General features: G+C 63.0%; 18 protein-coding genes. 7 read left to right on the top strand and 11 right to left on the bottom strand.

Going from position 1 to position 18,625, the window contains the following annotated elements; translation table 11 throughout:
* The first annotated feature begins 40 nt into the window (after positions 1-40).
* The 5 genes from DT070_RS14410 to DT070_RS14390 all read left to right on the top strand — a co-directional run bounded on the left by DT070_RS14410 (position 41) and on the right by DT070_RS14390 (position 5,572).
* A complete protein-coding gene (locus DT070_RS14410) occupies positions 41-1,147 on the top strand; it encodes an S-(hydroxymethyl)glutathione dehydrogenase/class III alcohol dehydrogenase (RefSeq protein ID WP_122957416.1) in 1,107 nt (368 codons plus the stop codon).
* Positions 1,148-1,257: 110 nt separating this feature from the next.
* Positions 1,258-2,130 carry an S-formylglutathione hydrolase gene (fghA, locus tag DT070_RS14405; protein ID WP_122956026.1) on the top strand — a complete coding sequence of 291 codons (873 nt, stop codon included), beginning with the start codon at positions 1,258-1,260 and terminating at the stop codon, positions 2,128-2,130.
* 67 nt (positions 2,131-2,197) lie between these two features.
* Complete coding sequence (locus DT070_RS14400; RefSeq protein ID WP_122956025.1) at positions 2,198-3,892, top strand: phosphoethanolamine transferase; 1,695 nt, start codon at positions 2,198-2,200, stop codon at positions 3,890-3,892.
* Positions 3,893-4,023: 131 nt separating this feature from the next.
* Positions 4,024-4,809: a transporter substrate-binding domain-containing protein gene (locus DT070_RS14395; protein ID WP_122956024.1), complete on the top strand. Its 786-nt coding sequence runs from the start codon at positions 4,024-4,026 to the stop codon at positions 4,807-4,809.
* Between the two features lie 94 nt (positions 4,810-4,903).
* Entirely contained in the window at positions 4,904-5,572 is a 669-nt protein-coding gene (locus tag DT070_RS14390) for an amino acid ABC transporter permease (protein ID WP_122956023.1), read from the top strand.
* On the opposite strand, the gene DT070_RS14385 is transcribed toward DT070_RS14390, so the two are convergent.
* From DT070_RS14385 to DT070_RS14375, 3 genes are all read right to left on the bottom strand, one after another.
* Complete coding sequence (locus DT070_RS14385) at positions 5,569-6,054, bottom strand: L,D-transpeptidase (RefSeq protein WP_122956022.1); 486 nt, start codon at positions 6,052-6,054, stop codon at positions 5,569-5,571. The two genes, DT070_RS14390 and DT070_RS14385, sit on opposite strands and share 4 nt — an antisense overlap.
* 20 nt (positions 6,055-6,074) lie before the next feature.
* A complete protein-coding gene (locus tag DT070_RS14380; protein WP_122956021.1) occupies positions 6,075-6,515 on the bottom strand; it encodes a GNAT family N-acetyltransferase in 441 nt (146 codons plus the stop codon).
* A 68-nt stretch (positions 6,516-6,583) separates the two neighbouring features.
* A complete protein-coding gene (locus DT070_RS14375; protein ID WP_122956020.1) occupies positions 6,584-7,681 on the bottom strand; it encodes a PA0069 family radical SAM protein in 1,098 nt (365 codons plus the stop codon).
* Positions 7,682-7,838: 157 nt separating this feature from the next.
* Between DT070_RS14375 and DT070_RS14370 the strand changes: the two genes are divergently transcribed.
* Positions 7,839-8,186 carry a DOPA 4,5-dioxygenase family protein gene (locus DT070_RS14370; protein WP_122956019.1) on the top strand — a complete coding sequence of 116 codons (348 nt, stop codon included), beginning with the start codon at positions 7,839-7,841 and terminating at the stop codon, positions 8,184-8,186.
* An 80-nt stretch (positions 8,187-8,266) separates the two neighbouring features.
* On the opposite strand, the gene DT070_RS14365 is transcribed toward DT070_RS14370, so the two are convergent.
* The 8 genes from DT070_RS14365 to DT070_RS14330 all read right to left on the bottom strand — a co-directional run bounded on the left by DT070_RS14365 (position 8,267) and on the right by DT070_RS14330 (position 17,655).
* Positions 8,267-9,382, bottom strand: a complete 1,116-nt coding sequence (locus DT070_RS14365; RefSeq protein ID WP_122956018.1) for an acyltransferase — start codon at positions 9,380-9,382, stop codon at positions 8,267-8,269.
* 211 nt (positions 9,383-9,593) lie between these two features.
* Complete coding sequence (locus DT070_RS14360; protein ID WP_122956017.1) at positions 9,594-10,556, bottom strand: nitronate monooxygenase family protein; 963 nt, start codon at positions 10,554-10,556, stop codon at positions 9,594-9,596.
* Between the two features lie 105 nt (positions 10,557-10,661).
* On the bottom strand, positions 10,662-12,452 hold the full coding sequence (locus tag DT070_RS14355; protein ID WP_122956016.1) for an acyl-CoA dehydrogenase: 1,791 nt from the start codon (positions 12,450-12,452) through the stop codon (positions 10,662-10,664).
* A 91-nt stretch (positions 12,453-12,543) separates the two neighbouring features.
* Positions 12,544-13,476 (bottom strand): electron transfer flavoprotein subunit alpha/FixB family protein, encoded by a 933-nt coding sequence (locus DT070_RS14350; protein WP_122956015.1) that lies wholly within the window; start codon positions 13,474-13,476, stop codon positions 12,544-12,546.
* An 11-nt stretch (positions 13,477-13,487) separates the two neighbouring features.
* Positions 13,488-14,237 (bottom strand): electron transfer flavoprotein subunit beta/FixA family protein, encoded by a 750-nt coding sequence (locus tag DT070_RS14345; protein WP_122956014.1) that lies wholly within the window; start codon positions 14,235-14,237, stop codon positions 13,488-13,490.
* A gap of 304 nt (positions 14,238-14,541) precedes the next feature.
* Positions 14,542-15,906: a mechanosensitive ion channel family protein gene (locus tag DT070_RS14340; protein WP_228778493.1), complete on the bottom strand. Its 1,365-nt coding sequence runs from the start codon at positions 15,904-15,906 to the stop codon at positions 14,542-14,544.
* Complete coding sequence (locus DT070_RS14335) at positions 15,888-16,691, bottom strand: enoyl-CoA hydratase (RefSeq protein ID WP_122956013.1); 804 nt, start codon at positions 16,689-16,691, stop codon at positions 15,888-15,890. The genes DT070_RS14340 and DT070_RS14335 overlap by 19 nt, the downstream gene beginning before the upstream one ends.
* Before the next feature lie 10 nt (positions 16,692-16,701).
* Positions 16,702-17,655 (bottom strand): histone deacetylase family protein, encoded by a 954-nt coding sequence (locus DT070_RS14330; protein WP_122956012.1) that lies wholly within the window; start codon positions 17,653-17,655, stop codon positions 16,702-16,704.
* 41 nt (positions 17,656-17,696) lie between these two features.
* Between DT070_RS14330 and DT070_RS14325 the strand changes: the two genes are divergently transcribed.
* Positions 17,697-18,617, top strand: a complete 921-nt coding sequence (locus DT070_RS14325) for a MoxR family ATPase (RefSeq protein WP_122956011.1) — start codon at positions 17,697-17,699, stop codon at positions 18,615-18,617.
* Positions 18,618-18,625 lie beyond the last annotated feature (8 nt).

Raw genomic sequence — 18,625 nt, 5'->3', positions numbered from 1 at the left:
TGAATCCTTGCTCATCCACCTCAAGCCCAAGCCCCACACCATGAAAACCAAAGCCGCCGTCGCCTGGAAATCAGGCCAGCCCCTGACGATTGAAACCGTGGACCTGCAAGGCCCGAAGTTCGGCGAGGTGCTCGTCGAGATCAAGGCCACCGGCATCTGCCACACCGACTACTACACGCTCTCGGGCGCCGACCCGGAAGGCATCTTCCCGGCCATCCTGGGCCATGAAGGCGCGGGCATCGTGGTCGATGTCGGCCCCGGCGTGACCACGCTCAAAAAAGGCGATCACGTCATCCCGCTCTACACACCCGAATGCCGGCAGTGCAAGTTCTGCCTGTCGCGCAAAACCAATTTGTGCCAGCTGATTCGCGGCACGCAAGGCAAGGGCCTGATGCCCGACGCCACCAGCCGCTTCAGCCTGGACGGCAAGCCCATCTTTCACTACATGGGCACATCCACCTTCAGCAACTACACCGTCGCCCCCGAAATCTCGCTGGCCAAGATCCGCGAAGACGCGCCCTTTGACAAGGTCTGTTACATCGGCTGCGGCGTCACCACCGGCATTGGCGCGGTGCTCTTCACCGCCAAGGTCGAAGCCGGCGCCAGCGTCGTGGTGTTCGGCCTGGGCGGCATCGGCCTCAATGTGATCCAGGGGGCCAAGATGGTCGGCGCCGACAAGATCATCGGCGTCGACATCAACCCCGCGCGGCAAGAGATGGCGCGCAAATTCGGCATGACGCATTTCATCAACCCGAAAGAGACCGAGAACGTGGTCGACGCCATCGTGCAGCTGACCGACGGCGGCGCCGACTACAGTTTTGAATGCATTGGCAACACCAAGGTGATGCGCCAGGCGCTGGAATGCACGCACAAGGGCTGGGGCCGCAGCATCATCATCGGCGTGGCCGAGGCCGGCGCCGAGATCAGCACCCGCCCCTTCCAGCTCGTCACCGGCCGCAAATGGGAAGGCTCGGCCTTCGGCGGCGCGCGCGGCCGCACCGATGTGCCGAAAATTGTGGACTGGTACATGGAGGGCAAGATCAATATCGACGACCTGATCACGCACACCATGCCGCTGGAAGATATCAACAAGGGGTTTGATTTGATGAAGAGCGGTGAATCGATTCGTGGTGTGGTCCTGTACTAATGCAAGCCCCCACGTTCGCTCACTTCGTGTAGCTCTCTGCCCCCTCAAGGGGCGCCCGCCTGCGGTCCGGCAAAGCCGGTTCCGCGGCTCCTGCTTGTGAAGACCTCCCAATGGCAACAACTCTAGAACTCCTCGGCGAACACGGCTGCTTCGGCGGCGTGCAGCGTTTCTACCAGCACGACTCACGCGAGGTTGGCCTGCCGATGAAGTTCTCGGTGTTCCTGCCGCCACAAGCCGTGGCCGGGGAGAAGGTGCCGGCACTGATGTATCTGGCGGGCCTGACCTGCAACGAAGAAACTTTCATGATCAAAGCTGGCGCTCAGCGCCTGGCGGCCGAGCTGGGCCTGGCGTTGATCGCGCCTGACACCAGCCCGCGCGGCGCCAAAATTCCGGGCGAAACCGACAGCTGGGACTTCGGCCGGGGCGCCGGTTTTTATCTTGATGCCACGCAAGCGCCGTGGTCGCAGCACTACCGCATGGAGAGTTACATCACCGCGGAGCTGCTGCCACTGCTGACGGGCGCGCTGCCGATGGATGCAGCACGCATCGGCATCTTCGGCCATTCGATGGGAGGCCACGGCGCGTTGACGCTCGCGCTCAGGCATCCTGATCTTTTCAATTCCGTCTCGGCCTTTGCGCCCATCTGCGCACCCAGCCAGTGCCCCTGGGGACGCAAGGCATTCACCGGCTACCTCGGCAGCGACGAATCAAACTGGGTTGAACACGACGCCACCGCCCTGATGAACCTCATGCCCGCAGCGCCCTACCCGGGCGGCATCCGCATAGACCAGGGGCTGGACGACAAATTCCTGGCCGAGCAGCTGTACCCCGAGCGCTTTGAAGCGGCCTGCGCCAAAGCGGGCCAGCCGCTGACGCTGCACCGCCATGCCGGCTATGACCATGGCTATTACTTCATCGCGACCTTTATGGACGAGCACCTGCGCCACCACGCGCGGCAGCTGGGGCTGCCTGTTCCCGGCTGAACGTCATGAAGCGGCCCTAAGCCACCGTTAAGCCCCCGTTAAGGCCGCCCCAATACAATCCAGCGCTATGCCGCTGCGCCCCTCCTCTTCTGCATCCTCCGCATCGCGGCCCGTCCATCTGCCCACCGTCCGCCAGAACCCCGGCATGCGGCCGCTGTGGCTGGTGGTCATGGCAAGCTTGTGGATCGCGACGGTGTGCAACGTGGCCTTGTGGCGCGAGCTGACCCGCCTGCCGGGCCTGACCGGCGGCCAGGTTGTGGTGATCAGCACGGCCCTGGTGCTGGTGATTGCACTGGCCACCACGGCGCTGCTCAGCCTGCTGGCCTGGCGCTGGACGCTCAAACCGGCCGTCACGCTCTTTTTGCTGTCGGCCGCTTTCGGCGCGTATTTCATGATGGCCTACGGCGTCGTCATCGACAAGACCATGATGGTCAACACGCTGCAGACCGATGTGCGCGAAACGCGCGACCTGATGAACTGGCGCCTGCTGGCCACGGTGCTGGTGCTGGCGGTCTTGCCGATGATTTTTGTGTGGCGGCAAAAAGTCAGGCGCGCCGGCGCCGCGCGGCAAGTGCTCGCCAACGCGGCCACCTCCACAGGCGCCTGCGTGCTGCTGGTGCTGGTGGTATTTTTGTTCTTCCAGAGCATCGCCTCGGTCATGCGCAACTACACGCATGTGCGCTACCTGATCAACCCGCTCAACTCCTTCTACGCGCTGGGTTCCATCGCGGCCAAACCTTTCCAGCGCGACGAATCCATCGTGCTGCCGCTGGGTGAAGACGCCAAACTGGGGGCCCGCTACACCGCGCAAACCAAGCCCCCGTTACTGCTGCTGGTGCTGGGCGAGACAGCGCGCAGCGCCAACTTTTCGCTCAACGGCTACGGCCGGCCCACCAACCCCCTGCTCGCAAAAGAAGACGTGGTGAGCCTGCGCAATGCGTGGTCTTGCGGCACCAGCACCGCAGCATCGGTGCCCTGCATGTTCTCCAATTTCGGCCGCGAGGCTTATGACTCCCGGCCCGCCAACTACGAAGGCATGCTGGACGTGCTGCAGCGTGCGGGCCTGGCCGTGCTGTGGATCGACAACCAGTCAGGCTGCAAAGGCGTGTGCGACCGCGTGCCCAACGTGAACACGGTGGCACTCAAGGTGCCGGGCCTGTGCGACAGCGGCGAATGTTTTGACGAAGTGATGCTGCACGGCATTGACGAGCGCATCGCCGCATTGCCGGCCGAGCGGCGCGCCAAAGGCGTGGTGGTGGTGATGCACCAGATGGGCGGCCACGGCCCGGCGTATTACAAACGCTCGCCGCAAGCCGACAAAAAATTCCTGCCCGAGTGCACCGACAACGCGCTGCAAAGCTGCAGCCGCGAAGGCCTGCTCAATGCCTATGACAACAGCATCGTCTACACCGACAAATTGCTGGCCTCTTCCATCCAGTGGCTGAAAAAGCAGGAAGCGCGCAGTGCACCCGCCCTGCTCTACCTGGCCGACCACGGCGAGTCGCTGGGCGAGAACAACCTCTACCTCCACGGCATGCCCTGGGGCATTGCGCCTGAAGTGCAAAAGCGCGTGCCGTGGATCACCTGGCTCTCGCCCGAATTCGAGCAGCGCAACAAGCTGACCACTGCCTGCCTGAAACAACAGCTGGACACCATGGTGAGCCACGACAACTACTTTCATTCAGTGCTCGGCCTGATGAATGTGCAGACCAGTGTCTACAAACCCGCGCTGGATATCTACGCGAACTGCACCAAGCCCTGAGCCGGTATGCGCCACGCGTGAAGCACCCGGATTCCCTGTAGGGCCTTTGGCCCTCGCCATGCACCAAAGTGGCGGCAGATTTAATATTCAGTTTTCATCTCAATAACAATTCTCTTATGCAAGGGTTGAATATGAATATCCGTAAAGCTGTCGCTTCCACGCTCCTTTTGACACTCGCTTTGGGCGCCAGCGCCGCCGACCTGCTCGACACCGTCAAGCAGCGCGGCACACTCAAGGTCGCACTCGAAGGCACCTACCCGCCCTTTAACTACAAGGAAGGCGGCCAGCTCGCCGGCTTTGAAGTGGAACTGGCCAATGCGCTCGCGCAAAAGCTGGGCGTCAAGGCCGAGTTCTCGACCAGCGAATGGAGCGCCATCCTTGCGGGCCTGCAGGCCGGCAAGTACGACGTGGTGATCAACCAGGTCGGCATCACCGACAAACGCAAGGAGACCTTTGACTTCTCCGAGCCCTACACCATCTCGGCCCCGCAGCTGATCATCCGCAAGGACGAAAAACGCGAGTTCAAATCACTGGCCGACCTCAAAGGCAAAAAGCTCGGCCTCGGCCAGGGCACCAACTACGCCGACATCGCCAAGAAGGTGGGCGGCATCGACGTCAAGACCTACCCAGGCGCGCAAGAGTACCTGCAGGACCTGGCACTGGGCCGTATCGACGCAGCGCTGAACGACAGCCTCTTGATCCCCTACATCGTCAAGCAGACCAAGCTGCCGCTCAAGCCCGGCGCGCCGGTCGGCGACCTGGAAAAGTCCGGCATTCCTTTCGTGAAGAACAACCCGAAGTTCAAGGCCGCCATCGACAAGGCCCTGGCCGATCTGCAGGCCGACGGCAGCTTCGCGAAGATCTCCACCAAGTGGTTTGACCGCGACGTGAGCAAGCCGCCTGTCGCAACGAAATAAGCGAAGTAACATTCGATCAGCCGCGCGCCGCCCTTTGGCAGGTGCCTGATACACCCCGGCTCTGCGCCGGGGTTTTTATTTGTGGAGACCCCGTATGGACCTGACCGGCTTGACCCAGTTGCTGCGCGACGCTTTGCCGCTGATGCTCAAGGGAGCGGCGTGGACGCTGCTGCTGGCGGTAGCGTCTGTTTTCTTCGGTGCCATCATCGGCACCCTCGTGGCCGTCACCCGGCTGGCAAAGGTGCCCGTGCTTTCGCAGTTTGCGACGCTGTATGTCAGCTGCATGCGCGGCACGCCGCTGCTGGTGCAGCTCTTTGTCATCTACTTCGGCCTGCCCAGCATCGGCATCCAGTTCGACCCGATCAGCGCGGGCATCCTGGGCCTGAGCCTGAACGTAGGCGCCTACCTGTCAGAGACGATTCGCGGCGCGATCAACGGCGTGGAACACGGCCAGTGGAATGCGGCCCGCAGCCTGGGCCTGACGCAGGCGCAAACGCTGCGCTACGTGATCGGCCCACAGGCCCTGCGCCTGGCCGTGCCCAGCCTCTCCAACAGCCTGATCAGCCTGATCAAGGACACCTCGCTGGTGTCGGTGATTGCGGTGGGCGAGCTGATGCTGGCGACCAAGGAAGTGATTGCCACGACCTTCCAGCCCTTTCCGCTGTACCTGGCGGCAGCAGGCATTTATTGGGCGATGAGCGCCTCGTTTGAGACGCTGCAGAAAAAGCTTGAAGTGCGGCTGAACCGAAGCTACCTGCGTTAACAGTCGATCACCACCTCGGTGCCGGGCGCCACCAGATCAAACAGTTCAACCACATCGGCGTTGCGCATGCGCACACAGCCATGCGACAAGGGCTCGCCCATGGGCGCATCGTCAGGGCAGCCGTGGATGTAGATATAGCGGCGCATGGTGTCGACCTCGCCAAAGCGGTTCTTGCCGGGCTCGCGGCCGCACAGCCAGAGGATGCGGGTGAGTATCCAGTCCCGTTCCGGATTGGCTTCGGCCAGCTCGGCATTCCACACCTCGCCCGTGGGCCTGCGACCGACAAACACCGTGCCCATCTCGCGGCCCGCGCCTATCTTTGCGCGGACGACATGCAGACCCCGCGGCGTGCAGGCGCTGCCCTGCATTTCGCCTGCGCCGTTGCGGGCGGTGGATACCGGGTATTCGCGCAGCAGCTCGCTGCTGCGGAACAGGCGCAGGGTCTGCTCCTGAAGGCTGATGAGGATGCGGGTGCTTTCCACCTGGGTGAATCCCTGCGCGCTCAGTTGTCGGTGAGCAAGCCGTCCTTGAGCGCCTGCTCCTGGTTGGCAAAGATCGCCATGGCCGTCGCCATGCGCTTGAAGCCGAGCTTGCGGTAGAACGGCTCTTTGCCGGGCACCGCATACAGGATGATCTTTTTGTGGCCCTGGGAAAGCCGCACCAGCGCCGCCACCATCTCCTTGCCCAGGCCAGAGCCCTGGCGGTCGGGTGCAACCGCGATGTCGCAGATGTAAGAGCAGTCTTTTCCATCTGCGACGGCGCGCCCGGCCGCAATCAGGTTGCCCGCGTCATACACAAAACACTTGAACATGCTGTTGGAAAACACAAGCTGGAGGTCGGCGGGCTTCTTCTCGCCGAGCGGCGCAATGCGGTAGAGGTTCGACAACTCTTCCCAGTCCGCAGCGGTCATGCCTTCCGATGAATATTTCCACTCTAGGGCCAAGATGAACTCCTTTTATCTTTAGACGGCATGAGGTGTGATGCACACGTTTTTTGGACTATAGCCTTCCCTCAGAAAAGGCTGCCCTGCCCCGCCGTGCCGGGCGGGCCTGGCGGTTGAAAACGGCTCAGGTCCAGCTCAATGCGCTGGCGGTTAAAGCCGATGCGGCTGCAGGCTTTCTCAAAGCGCTGCTTGATCAGCTCTGCCCACAGGCCATGGCCTTTCATGCGCGTGGCGAAATCGGCGTCGTAATCCTTGCCGCCGCGCATCTCGTGGATGCGGGCCATGATGCGCGCGGCGCGCTGCGGGTAGTGCAGCTCCAGCCATTCCTTGAAGATGGGCGCCACCTCCCAGGGCAGGCGGATCACGGTGTAGAAGGCGCTGCGCGCGCCCGCCTCCCAGGCCGCCTCCAGCACATGCTCCATGTCGTCGTTCACAAACGGGATTTGCGGCGCCACACTCACGCCGACTGGAATGCCGTGCTCTGCCAACGTGCGAATGGTGCGCAGCCGCCGGTGCGGCGCGGCCGCGCGCGGCTCCAGTTTGCGCGCCAGCTCGCCGTCGAGTGTGGTGATGGTCACGTAGGCTGCGGCCAGCTTGTCGGCGGCCAGCGGCGCCAGCAAATCCAGGTCGCGCTCTACGCCGCTGGATTTGGTGATCAGCGAGAACGGGTGTTTCACTTCCTGCATCACCTCGATGATGCTGCGCGTCAGGCGCAGCTCGCGCTCGGCGGGCTGGTAGCAGTCGGTGGCCGAGCCGATATTGAGCAGGCGCGGCACATAGCTGCGCTTGCGCAGGTCGGCGCGCAACACCTCGGCAATGTTGCGCTTGGCGATGATCTTCGTTTCAAAGTCCAGCCCGGGCGAAAGATTGAGATAGCTGTGCGTGGGCCGCGCATAGCAGTACACGCAGCCGTGCTCACAACCACGGTAGGGGTTGATGCTGTAGTCAAAAAAGATGTCCGGCGAGTCGTTGCCGACGATGGCGCTGCGCGCGTCTTCCATCGTCACGCTGGTTTCAATCCGCGGCGCCTCGCCCGCCGCATCGCCCTCCAGCGTGCCCCAGCCGTCGTCCCACGCGCTGCGCACGTCTTTTTCAAACCGGTGCGGCATGCGCGTGGCCGTGCCGCGGCCTTTGATGGCGTGGATGGGGATGGTGGCGTCGGACATGGTGGGTTGCCTGGAAATGGGCGTGTGGAGACTGGAAATGGCCGAGTAAAAACTGTATATATATACAGTATATGCAGTCAAAGCCCCTTTCGCAACACAGCCTGCGCAGGCCGCAAATAATGGGTTCCCAGATCAGCGACAACGCATTTCGCCACCCATGACCCAACGCCCCGAAAACCTCTTCGCCCGCTATCACGCCCATGTTTATTTCGGCCCCGGAAAGACCGAGCAGGCGCGCGCGCTGTGCGAAAAGGCGGGCGAGCTTTTTGGCGTGGCCGTGGGGCGTGTGCATGAGCGCGAGGTCGGGCCGCATCCGCGGTGGAGCTGCCAGCTGGCGTTTGACAGTGAGAAGTTTGACCGCCTCATCCCGTGGCTGGAGAGCGAACGCAAAGGGCTCGATGTGTTTGTGCATGGCCTGACCGGCGATGACCTGGCGGACCACACGACGCATGCCTCATGGCTGGGCGAGCCTGCGGAGTTGAAGCTGGAGATGTTCAGGCGCTGAGCCTGTGCGTTGGGCCGCAACCGGCTGCGCTACCAATTTGATAGCTAGATGCCCAGGTGGCGTCTGGGCTAGAGCCGTTTTTAGTTCGCAAAAATGCGGCGAATCCAGCCATGGCCCTCGAGCACGGGCCGGCACTCTACCCATCGGTAGAGCACGCTGCCAGCCAGCAGCGAAAGCATGAACGCCAACAGCAAACCCGCCACGTTGGCAGCAAGCTGCGTTGGCCAGAAGTAGCCAACGACAGCGTTGACCAACAGGCACACCGGGAAGTGGATGAGGAACACCGAGTACGAGATGCGGCCAAGTTGCACCAGGCGGCGCTGCTGCAGCCAGCGCACCGGCCAGGCGTCGGATTGAAGACTGGAAAGCCCCACCAGCCCGAAGGCGGTGACCAGCGCGACCACGAGGCGGCCCCTGAAATCGAGCGCCAGGGCCAGAGCACCCATGACCGCCATGGTGGCGAACCAGAAGCCGCGCCGTGCGCCCAGATTGCGGGATGCCCAGAAGGCCAGCATGCCGAGTGCGTAGGAGCCGCAGAAATACAGGGCGGTGATGTCGAAGGCCGTCGCACGGTTGAAGAACAGCAGCGAGGCCAGCGCGAGCAGCAAGATGAGGCTTACGCCGAGCTGAGCCGAGGTGGATGTGGGGTGCGCTGCATCGCCATCTTCGCCCTGCTGAAACTGAAACCGCCGTGCAAACGCAAAGACCAGAACCACCAGCGCATACAGCTGAAAGTCGATGGCCACATACCAGACGCCGGCGGAAAGCGCTTCCTGCCCGAGCAGGTCTTGCAGCAAAAACACATGGGCCAGAAGCTGCAGCAGCGTGGGCGCTGCAGGCACGGATGTATGCGCAAACCAGGGCCTGACGAGTGCGGCCACCATCACGCTGACAGCCAGCGCTACCAGGTAAGGCTTGACGAGCCGCCAGTAGCGGCGAAGGATCAGTTGGGCGGGTGAATCAAACACCGCCACGCCCTGCGGCGCCAGCGAGGCGGCCGCCAGGAAACCGCTGACGACGAGGAAGACCTGCACGGCCATGCGGCCGTAGCCGTAAAGCCAGCCCATCAGCGCGGGCGCAAAGGGGTGAACCACATCCGACATCGGGCCGTAAAAGGCCAGGTGATGCAGAACAATGAGGACGCAGGCCAGGCCCTTGAGGGCATCGATGCCGGGGATGCGTGTTGGGGCTGTCATCAAGTCGAGAGAGTCAAGCGCCAACCATCGAAGCCGTTCGGGCTGAGCCTGTCGAAGCTTTGCCCGTAAGGCGAACCCTTCGACAGGCTCAGGGCGAGCGGCTCTGATGGCGGACAAAGCTGCGACCCCTCGACCCCTTCGACGGAGCTCAGGACAGGCAGCTCAGGGCAGGCCAGGCTCAGCCCGAACGGATTCATGAAACGGACAGTAATTAAGCGCAGACCCGCTGGCGCGCCTGCTCATATTCGCGGCTGAGCTGGGCGATGTAGTCCGCAGCGGGTTGCACCTTGCTGACGGAGCCAATGCCCTGGCCGCATCCCCAGATGTCTTTCCAGGCCTTGGACTTGCTGCCTTCGCCGCCGCCGAAGTTCATGGTCTTGACGTCGCCTTCGGGCAAATTGTCCGGGTCCATGCCGGCGGCGCGAATCGATGGCGCGAGGTAGTTGCCGTGCACGCCGGTGAAGAGGCTGCTGTAGACGATGTCGTCGGAGTTGCCGTCGACGATGGCTTGCTTGTAGGCGTCGGCGGCGCGCGCTTCTTCCGTCGCGATGAAGGCCGAGCCGATGTAGGCAAAGTCGGCGCCCATGGCCTGCGCGGCCAGCACGGCGCCGCCGGTAGAGATGGCGCCGGAGAGGGCCAGCGGGCCGTCAAACCACTGGCGGATTTCCTGGATGAGTGCGAACGGGCTCTTCACGCCTGCGTGGCCGCCTGCTCCGGCGGCCACGGCCACAAGGCCGTCGGCGCCCTTTTCAATCGCCTTGCGGGCGAACTTGTTGTTGATGATGTCGTGCAGCACCACGCCGCCGTAGCTGTGCGCTGCCGCGTTGATGTCTTCACGCGCGCCAAGGCTGGTGATGTAGATGGGCACCTTGTACTTCACGCACATCTCCATGTCGTGCTCGAGCCGGTCGTTGGACTTGTGAACGATCTGGTTGATGGCAAAAGGCGCGGCGGGCTTGTCGGGGTTGGCCTTGTTGTGGGCGGCCAGCGCCTCGGTGATTTCGGCGAGCCATTCGTCAAGCTGCGACGCAGGCCGTGCGTTGAGCGCGGGCATGGCGCCGACCACACCAGCCTTGCACTGCGCAATCACCAGTTTCGGGTTGCTGATGATGAAGAGCGGCGAGCCGATGATGGGCAAAGGCAGCTTGTTCAATGCGCCGGGCAGTCTGGACATGGTGGCTCCGTGTGTCTCTTGGTTTTAAGTAAAAACGTGCTCCAGCCCAATAAGCACCTGGGCTGATAGCTATTTATTTGATAGCAGAAGGCGGCGGCCGGAAGCTCAGAATGCTTCCAGCGCCAGCGCCGTCACGCTGTCTGCGCCTTCCACAATGCTGTCGCGCACGCCGGGCGCCTTGGTCAGCAGGTGGTCGGCGTAAAAGCGTGCGGTCGTGATCTTGGCCTGCATGAAGGCGACGTCAACGCCTTGCGCGATTTGTTCTTGTGCCACCAACAGCGAGCGCGCCATCTGCCAGCCGGCCACCACATTGCCCGCGAGCATGAGGTAAGGCACGCTGCCGGCAAACACGGCGTTGGGGCTGGCCTTGGTATTGCCGGCCACAAAGTCGACCACGTCAATGAACGCAATGCGCGCAGCCTTCAGGCGCCTGGCCACGGCGACGGCATCGGCACTGCCCTGCTTGATCAGCTCGTTCTCGGTTTTTTCAATCTGCGCGGCAATCGCCTTGGCCGTCTGGCCGCCGTCGCGCGAAGTCTTGCGGCCGATCAGGTCGTTGGCCTGGATGGCCGTCGTGCCTTCGTAGATCGTCAAAATCTTGGCGTCGCGGTAGTACTGGGCCGCGCCGGTTTCTTCAATAAAGCCCATGCCGCCGTGCACCTGCACGCCCAGCGATGTCACTTCAAGGCTCATCTCGGTGCTGTAGCCTTTGACCAGCGGCACCATGAACTCGTAAAACGCCTGGTTCTGCTTGCGCACGTCGGCATCGGGATGGTGGTGCGTTGCGTCGTAAGCGGCAGCGGCGACTGAAGCCATGGCGCGGCAGCCTTCAATGTAGGCGCGCATGGTCATCAGCATGCGTTTCACGTCCGGGTGGTGAATGATGGGCGCGCTCGCCTTGATGGAGCCGTCGACCGGGCGGCTCTGCACGCGGTCTTTGGAAAATGCCACAGCCTTTTGATAAGCCCGCTCGGCAATCGCGATGCCCTGCATGCCGACGGCGTAGCGCGCCGAGTTCATCATGATGAACATGTACTCGAGGCCGCGGTTTTCTTCACCGACGATGTAGCCGACGGCGCCGCCGTGGTCGCCGTACTGCAGCACAGCGGTGGGCGATGCCTTGATGCCCATCTTGTGCTCGATGCTCACGCAGTGCACGTCGTTGCGCGCGCCGAGGGCGCCGTCTTTGCCGACCATGAACTTGGGCACGACAAACAGGCTGATGCCTTTGACGCCTTCGGGCGCGCCGGTGACGCGGGCCAGCACCAGGTGCACGATGTTCTCGGCCATGTCGTGCTCACCGTAGGTGATGAAGATCTTGGTGCCGAAGACTTTGTAGGTGCCGTCGGGCTGCGGCTCGGCACGGCTGCGCACCATCGCGAGGTCGGAGCCGGCCTGCGGCTCGGTCAGGTTCATGGTGCCGGTCCATTGGCCGCTCACCAGCTTTTCGAGGTAGACCGCCTTGAGGTCGTCGGAGCCGGCTGTGAGCAGCGCTTCGATGGCGCCGTCGCTTAGCAGCGGGCACAGCGCAAAACTCATGTTGGCGGAGTTGAGCATCTCGCCGCAGGCCGCGCCTATGGTTTTGGGCAGGCCCTGGCCGCCAAAATCAGCCGGGTGCTGCAGGCCCTGCCAGCCGCCTTCAACGTATTGGCGGAAGGCATCCTTGAAACCGGGCGTGGTGGTGACTTCACCGTTCTTCCAGCTGGAAGGATTAATGTCGCCGTCGCGGTTCAGCGGCGCCAGCACCCCTTCGTTGAACTTGGCGCATTCTTCAAGCACGGCCTGCGCGGTGTCGAAGCCGGCTTCTTCAAAGCCCGGGATTTGTGCGATCTGTTCGATGTTGGCCAGGTGCTTGATGTCAAACAGCATGTCCTTGAGGGGGGCGATGTAGCTCATTTGTCTCTCCACGTAGTCGATGGCTGCCGTCGGTGCGCGGCAAGTCCGGATACAAAAAGGGCGTCAAGAAGACGCCCTTTGCTGACTGCAATTACAGTGCTGCGACCAGCTCAGGCACGGCCGTGAACAGGTCGGCTTCCAGGCCGTAGTCGGCGACGCTGAAAATCGGCGCTTCAGGATCCTTGTTGATCGCGACGATGACCTTGCTGTCTTTCATGCCGGCCAGATGCTGGATCGCGCCGGAGATACCGGCGGCGATGTAGAGCTGGGGCGCCACGATCTTGCCGGTCTGGCCCACTTGCCAGTCGTTGGGGGCGTAGCCCGCATCGACCGCGGCACGTGAAGCACCGAGGGCTGCGCCCAGCTTGTCGGCCAGCGGCGTCAGCACTTCGTTGAACTTCTCGCTGGAGCCCATGGCGCGGCCGCCGGAGACGATGATCTTGGCGGCCGTCAGTTCAGGGCGGTCGCTCTTGGCGATTTCGGAGCCGAGGAAGGTCGACTTGCCGCTGTCGGCCACGCCTGCGGGCGTTTCAATCGCAGCGGAGCCACCGGTAGCGGCCGCGGCATCAAAGCCGGTGGTGCGCACGGTAATCACTTTGGTCGCGTCCAGGCTTTGCACGATGGCAATCGCGTTGCCGGCGTAGATGGGGCGCTCGAAGGTGTCGGCGGCATCGACTTTGGTGATGTCGGAGATCTGGCCGACATCCAGCGTGGCAGCCACGCGGGGGGCGATGTTCTTGCCCGAGGCGGTGGCGGGAAACAGGATGTGCGAATAAGCGGAGGCGATGGCTACGACTTGCGCGGCCATGTTCTCGGCCAGGCCGTGGGCGAAGTGCTCGCCTTCGACGTGAATGACTTTGGCCACTCCGGCGATGGCGGCGGCAGCCTTGGCGGCGGCTTCGGCGCCCTTGCCGGCCACCAGCACGTGGACGTCGCCGCCGCACTGGGCGGCTGCGGTCACGGTGTTCAGCGTCGCTGGCTTGATGCTGGCGTTGTCGTGTTCTGCAATAACGAGTGCGGTCATGTCATCAGTCCTTAAATTACTTTGGCTTCGTTCTTGAGCTTGTCCACCAGGGCGGCCACGTCGGCCACCTTGATGCCGGCGCTGCGCTTGGGCGGCTCGCTGACCTTCAAGGTCTTGATGCGCGGCTTGACGTCGACACCGAGGTCTTCGGGCTTGATGTTGTCGAGCTGCTTTTTCTTGGCCTTCATGATGTTGGGCAAGGTGACGTAGCGCGGTTCATTCAGGCGCAGGTCGGTCGTGATGATGGCCGGCAGCGTGAGCGAGAGGGTTTCCAGGCCGCCGTCGACTTCGCGCGTGACCTTGGCGCTCGTGCCTTCGACTTCAACCTTGGAGGCGAAGGTGGCTTGCGGCCACCCCAGCAGCGCAGCCAGCATCTGGCCGGTCTGGTTGCAGTCGTCGTCAATCGCCTGTTTGCCGAGGATGACGAGCTGCGGTTGTTCTTTTTCGACCAGCGCCTTGAGCAGTTTGGCCACGGCCAGCGGCTGCAACTCTTCGGCGGTTTCGACCAGGATGGCGCGGTCGGCGCCGATGGCCATGGCGGTGCGCAGGGTTTCCTGGCACTGCAGCACGCCGCAGCTGACGGCGATGACCTCGGTCACGACGCCTTTTTCTTTCAGGCGGGTCGCCTCTTCGACGGCGATCTCGTCAAACGGGTTCATGCTCATCTTGACGTTGGCGATGTCGACACCGGTGCCATCGGATTTGACGCGGACTTTGACGTTGTAGTCCACAACGCGTTTGACGGGAACCAAGACCTTCATGAGAGGACTCCAGAGTTGATGGATTGAGTACTAATTGAAATCGGATGAAATCGAAACGAAATCGGGATCGAATTGACGTTGACGTAAACGTAAGCTTTGCATTCTATGCTGCGGCGCCCCGGGTGCGGGGCGCTGGACTGGTTGCCGGAGGGTATTCAGGAGGACCAGGCAGAAAAAGAACGGTCGTTCTATTTTTCATTATAGAGGGCCGGACACAAGGAATTAGAGCATCCTGCCCAACCCCTGTCCTGCAGGTGTCTTTCAGGCGTCAATTGGGGCGGAGGAAAGGCAGAAACAGCCCTGCTCAGGATGGTTTGGCCGGGGTGGCGTGGCCGGCCTTGCTGCCGCCGGCGTCATCTTTTCCTTTTGCCTCTTCGGCAACACTCACACGGGTATGCACCACCCGCTGAGGGTAAGGAATGTCAATGCCGTGCGCCCGCAAGGACGCCAGGACGGCCAGGTTGACGCGGGAGCGCAGGTTTTGCTGGCCGTTTTCCGGGTCTGTCATCCAGTAATTGAGGGTGAACTCCAGCCCATCGGCGCCGAAATTGGTGAGGTTGACGCCGGGACCGGGGTCACGCATGACGCGGTCCTGTTTGAGCGCTGCCTCGGTAAGCAGGCGCATCACCAGTTCGACGTCGCTGTCATACCCCACCGAGATCACGGTGGACTGCAAGACCTGCGTGTCGCTGAGCGAGAGGTTTTCAATACGCGTGCTGATGAACATTTCGTTGGGTACGATGGACTCTCGCCCTGAAGGCGCGCGCACCACGGTGTAGCGCGCATTGATGTCGGTGATACGCCCCTCGAAGGTATCGACGCGAACGTTGTCGCCGATGCGCACACTGCGCTCGGCCAGCATGACAAAGCCGCTGACATAGTTGGCGGCGAGCTTTTGCAGGCCGAAACCCACGCCCACACCGATGGCGCCGCCCAGTACCGACAAAGCCGTCAGGTCGATGCCCACCGAGGACAGCGCCATCAGCAAACCGACAAACATCAGCACGACACGCACCGCATTGGCCACCGCCTTGCGCAGTGAAAGCTCGTTGCCGGTGGCCTTGCGCAGCAGGCGCGCCTCGATGGCCGAAGAAATCCAGAGCGTGATGAGCAAGACCACGCCGGCCGTCACCGCACCTTCAAGCATGGTGCGCACCGACAGGTTGGAATTGCCGACCTTCCACTTGATGTCGTCCAGTTCATCAAGCACGACGGGCAGCAGGCCGCTGACCCACAGCACCATGGCGATCCAGGCCAGCCAGGAGATGGTGCGCTCCAGCGCACGCACCACCGGCGCGTCCTTGAAGGCAACCTGCAGCACCTTGACGCCCAGGCGTATCACCGCCAGCGACAGCAGCACCGGGATGGCGACCTTGAACACGGCCGTGGGGAAAATCCTGGCCAGAAGCGCCTGCGCCGTGTACGCAAAGAACAGCAGCAGCAAGGGAAACAGCACGCCGTCAATCACGCGCCGCCCAAAGAGGATGGACGTGCCGTCAACCGCCATGCGCGCACGGCCCGCCACGCGCACCACCAGCCAGGCCAGCAGCGCGCAGCCAATCAGGGTGGCGAGCTCCGTCAGGGAGCTGGGCTGGGCCAGTGCGGCAAACCAGCCGTCCAGGGTGTCGATGCGGGCAGGGGGACGGTTCGTCAGGGCGCCGGCGGCCATTGGGGTTTCCTTTTTTCGATGAAGGCTTGCACGCCCTCCTGTGCAACGGCATCGGCCATGTTGCAGGCCATGGACTGGCCCGCCAGCTGGTAGGCGGCCTCGATGCCGGTTTCACGTTGCTGGTAAAAAAGCGCCTTGCCCATGGCCAGCGCTTCGCGCGGTTTGAGCAGCAGCGATTGCAGAAGTTGTTCGACCTCGGCGTCCAGCGAGTCGAGCGGCACGACACGGTTGACCAGCCCGCGCACGCGCGCTTCGTCGGCGGTGATGAAGTCGCCCGTCATCAGCATTTCCATGGCCTGCTTGGCCGGCATGTTGCGCACCAGCGGCACGCTGGGCGTGGCACAAAACAGGCCGACGTCGATGCCGTTGACGCCAAAGCTGGCATTGCCGGCCGCCACCGCCAGATCGCATTGCGCCACCAGCTGGCAGCCTGCCGCCGTCGCAAGGCCCTGCACCTGCGCGATCACCGGCACCGGCAACTTCTGGATGCTGAGCATCATGCGCGTGCATTGGGCAAAAAGCTTTTGGTAGTACGCCAGCTCCGGCTGGGCGCGCATGTCCTTGAGGTTGTGGCCGGCGCAAAACGCCTTGCCTTGCGCCGAGATGACCACCGCACGCGCCAGGGGGTTAAGCGCAATCGCGTCCAGCGCGGCCTGCAGCGCCGCCAGCACGTCCTCGCCCAGCGTGTTGAAACTGGCAGGCCGGTTGAGCACCAGGCGGTGCACGCCACGTGCATCCTGTGTGTGAAGCACGGGAGCCGACAGGTCGGCGGTCGCAGCACTCATCAAGCGGCCCCTACAGGTCGGCCAGGACGCGAATGTGCGCTTCCACGCTGCGCGCCAGCGCGTTGAGGTTGTAGCCGCCTTCCAGCGACGAGACGATGCGGCCTTGCGAATGGCGCCGGGCGACGTCTTTCAGGCGCTGGGTGATCCAGGCATAGTCCTGCTCGACCAGGCCCATCTGGCCGAGGTCGTCGTCGCGGTGCGCGTCGAAACCGGCGCTGATAAAAATCATCTCGGGCTTGAATTCCTCGAGCCGCGGAATCCACGTCGCCTCGATCAGCTCGCGCACCGCCATGCCCTTGGTGTAGGCCGGCACGGGCAGGTTGAGCATGTTGCCGGCGTGGCTTTCGGTGCCGGTATAGGGGTAGAACGGGTGCTGGAAAAAGCTCGCCATCAACACCCGCTCGTCGCCGCTCAGGATGTCTTCGGTGCCGTTGCCGTGGTGCACGTCGAAGTCAATCACCGCCACGCGCTTGAGGCCGTGGCGCTCCAGGGCATATTTGGCGGCAATCGCCACGCTGTTGAAGATGCAAAACCCCATAGACCTTCGATGGGTCGCGTGGTGGCCGGGCGGGCGCACGGCGCAAAACGCGTTTTCCATCTCACCCGCCATGACGGCGTCGGTGGCCGACAGGACGGCGCCCACGGCGCGCACGGCGGAGTTCCAGCTGTGTATGTTGAGTGCGGTGTCGGGGTCGATCTGGGCGTAGGCAGGCCCACCCGCATTGATGTCGTCGCCCAGGCTGTCGCTCAGGCCGCGGATCGCCGCCACCATCATGCGGTCATGGCCCAGTTCGATGTCGCCGATCGACGCCAGCGGCGCCTCGCGGACGTCCAGCGCGTCCTTGACGCCGGTGGCCAGCAGCCAGTCTTCAATGGCGTCAAGCCGCTCCGGGCACTCGGGGTGGCCGGGGCCCATTTCGTGTTTATGGCAATCGGGGTGGCTGAAATAACCAGTCGTGCTCATCGGGAAATAATTTGTAAAAAATTACGGTATGGTTGACGCCCATGAACGTCAAAGAAAAACTTCAATCGCTCCTGAATCAGCTTAACACGGTCATTGTCGGCAAGCCCGCGCAAGTGCAGGATTGTGTCGCCTGCCTGCTGGCCGGCGGCCACCTGCTGATTGAGGATGTCCCCGGTGTGGGAAAAACCACCTTGGCCCACGCGCTGTCACGCTCTTTCGGCCTGCAGTTCTCCCGGGTGCAGTTCACCGCCGACCTGATGCCCAGCGATTTGTCGGGCGTGTCGATTTACGAGCGCCAGAAGGAAAGCTTTGTGTTTCATCCCGGGCCGGTTTTTGCCCAGGTGCTGCTGGCCGATGAAATCAACCGTGCCAGCCCGAAGACCCAGAGCGCCTTGCTCGAAGCCATGGAAGAAAAACAGGTCACCGTGGAAGGCGAAACCCGTCCCCTGCCCTTGCCGTTTTTTGTGATCGCTACCCAGAACCCGCACGACCAGCTGGGCACCTATGCCTTGCCCGAATCGCAGCTGGACCGCTTTCACATGCGGATTTCGCTGGGTTACCCCGACCGCGCGGCTGAGCGCGAGCTCTTGCGGGGTGCCGACCGCCGCGACATGGTCGAGCAATTGCCCGCCCTGCTGACGCCGCACGACCTGCTGGAGCTGCAGCAAATGGTGGCGCAAATCCACGCGGCCGAGCCCTTGCTCAATTACCTGCAGGACCTGGTGGCAGCGACCCGTTCGGGCCGCTGGTTTTTGCAGGGCCTGAGCCCGCGCGCCGGTATCGCCATCATGCGGGCTGCCAAAGCGCAGGCCTTTCTGAGCAAGCGGGACTACGTGGCGCCGGACGATATCGCCGCCGTGCTGCCGCAAACCGCTGCGCACCGGCTTATCCCCGTCAGCGATGCCGGGCGCGGATCTGTGGAGCAGGTACGGGCAATGCTCGAAGCCGTGCCCCTCCCCTAATCCCTGAT

It is taken from the genome of Polaromonas sp. SP1, from assembly GCF_003711205.1.
In the GTDB taxonomy this organism is placed as follows: domain Bacteria; phylum Pseudomonadota; class Gammaproteobacteria; order Burkholderiales; family Burkholderiaceae_C; genus Polaromonas.
The sequence above is the reverse complement of the archived record's forward strand: the minus strand, read 5'-3'. Positions and strand labels throughout refer to the sequence as shown.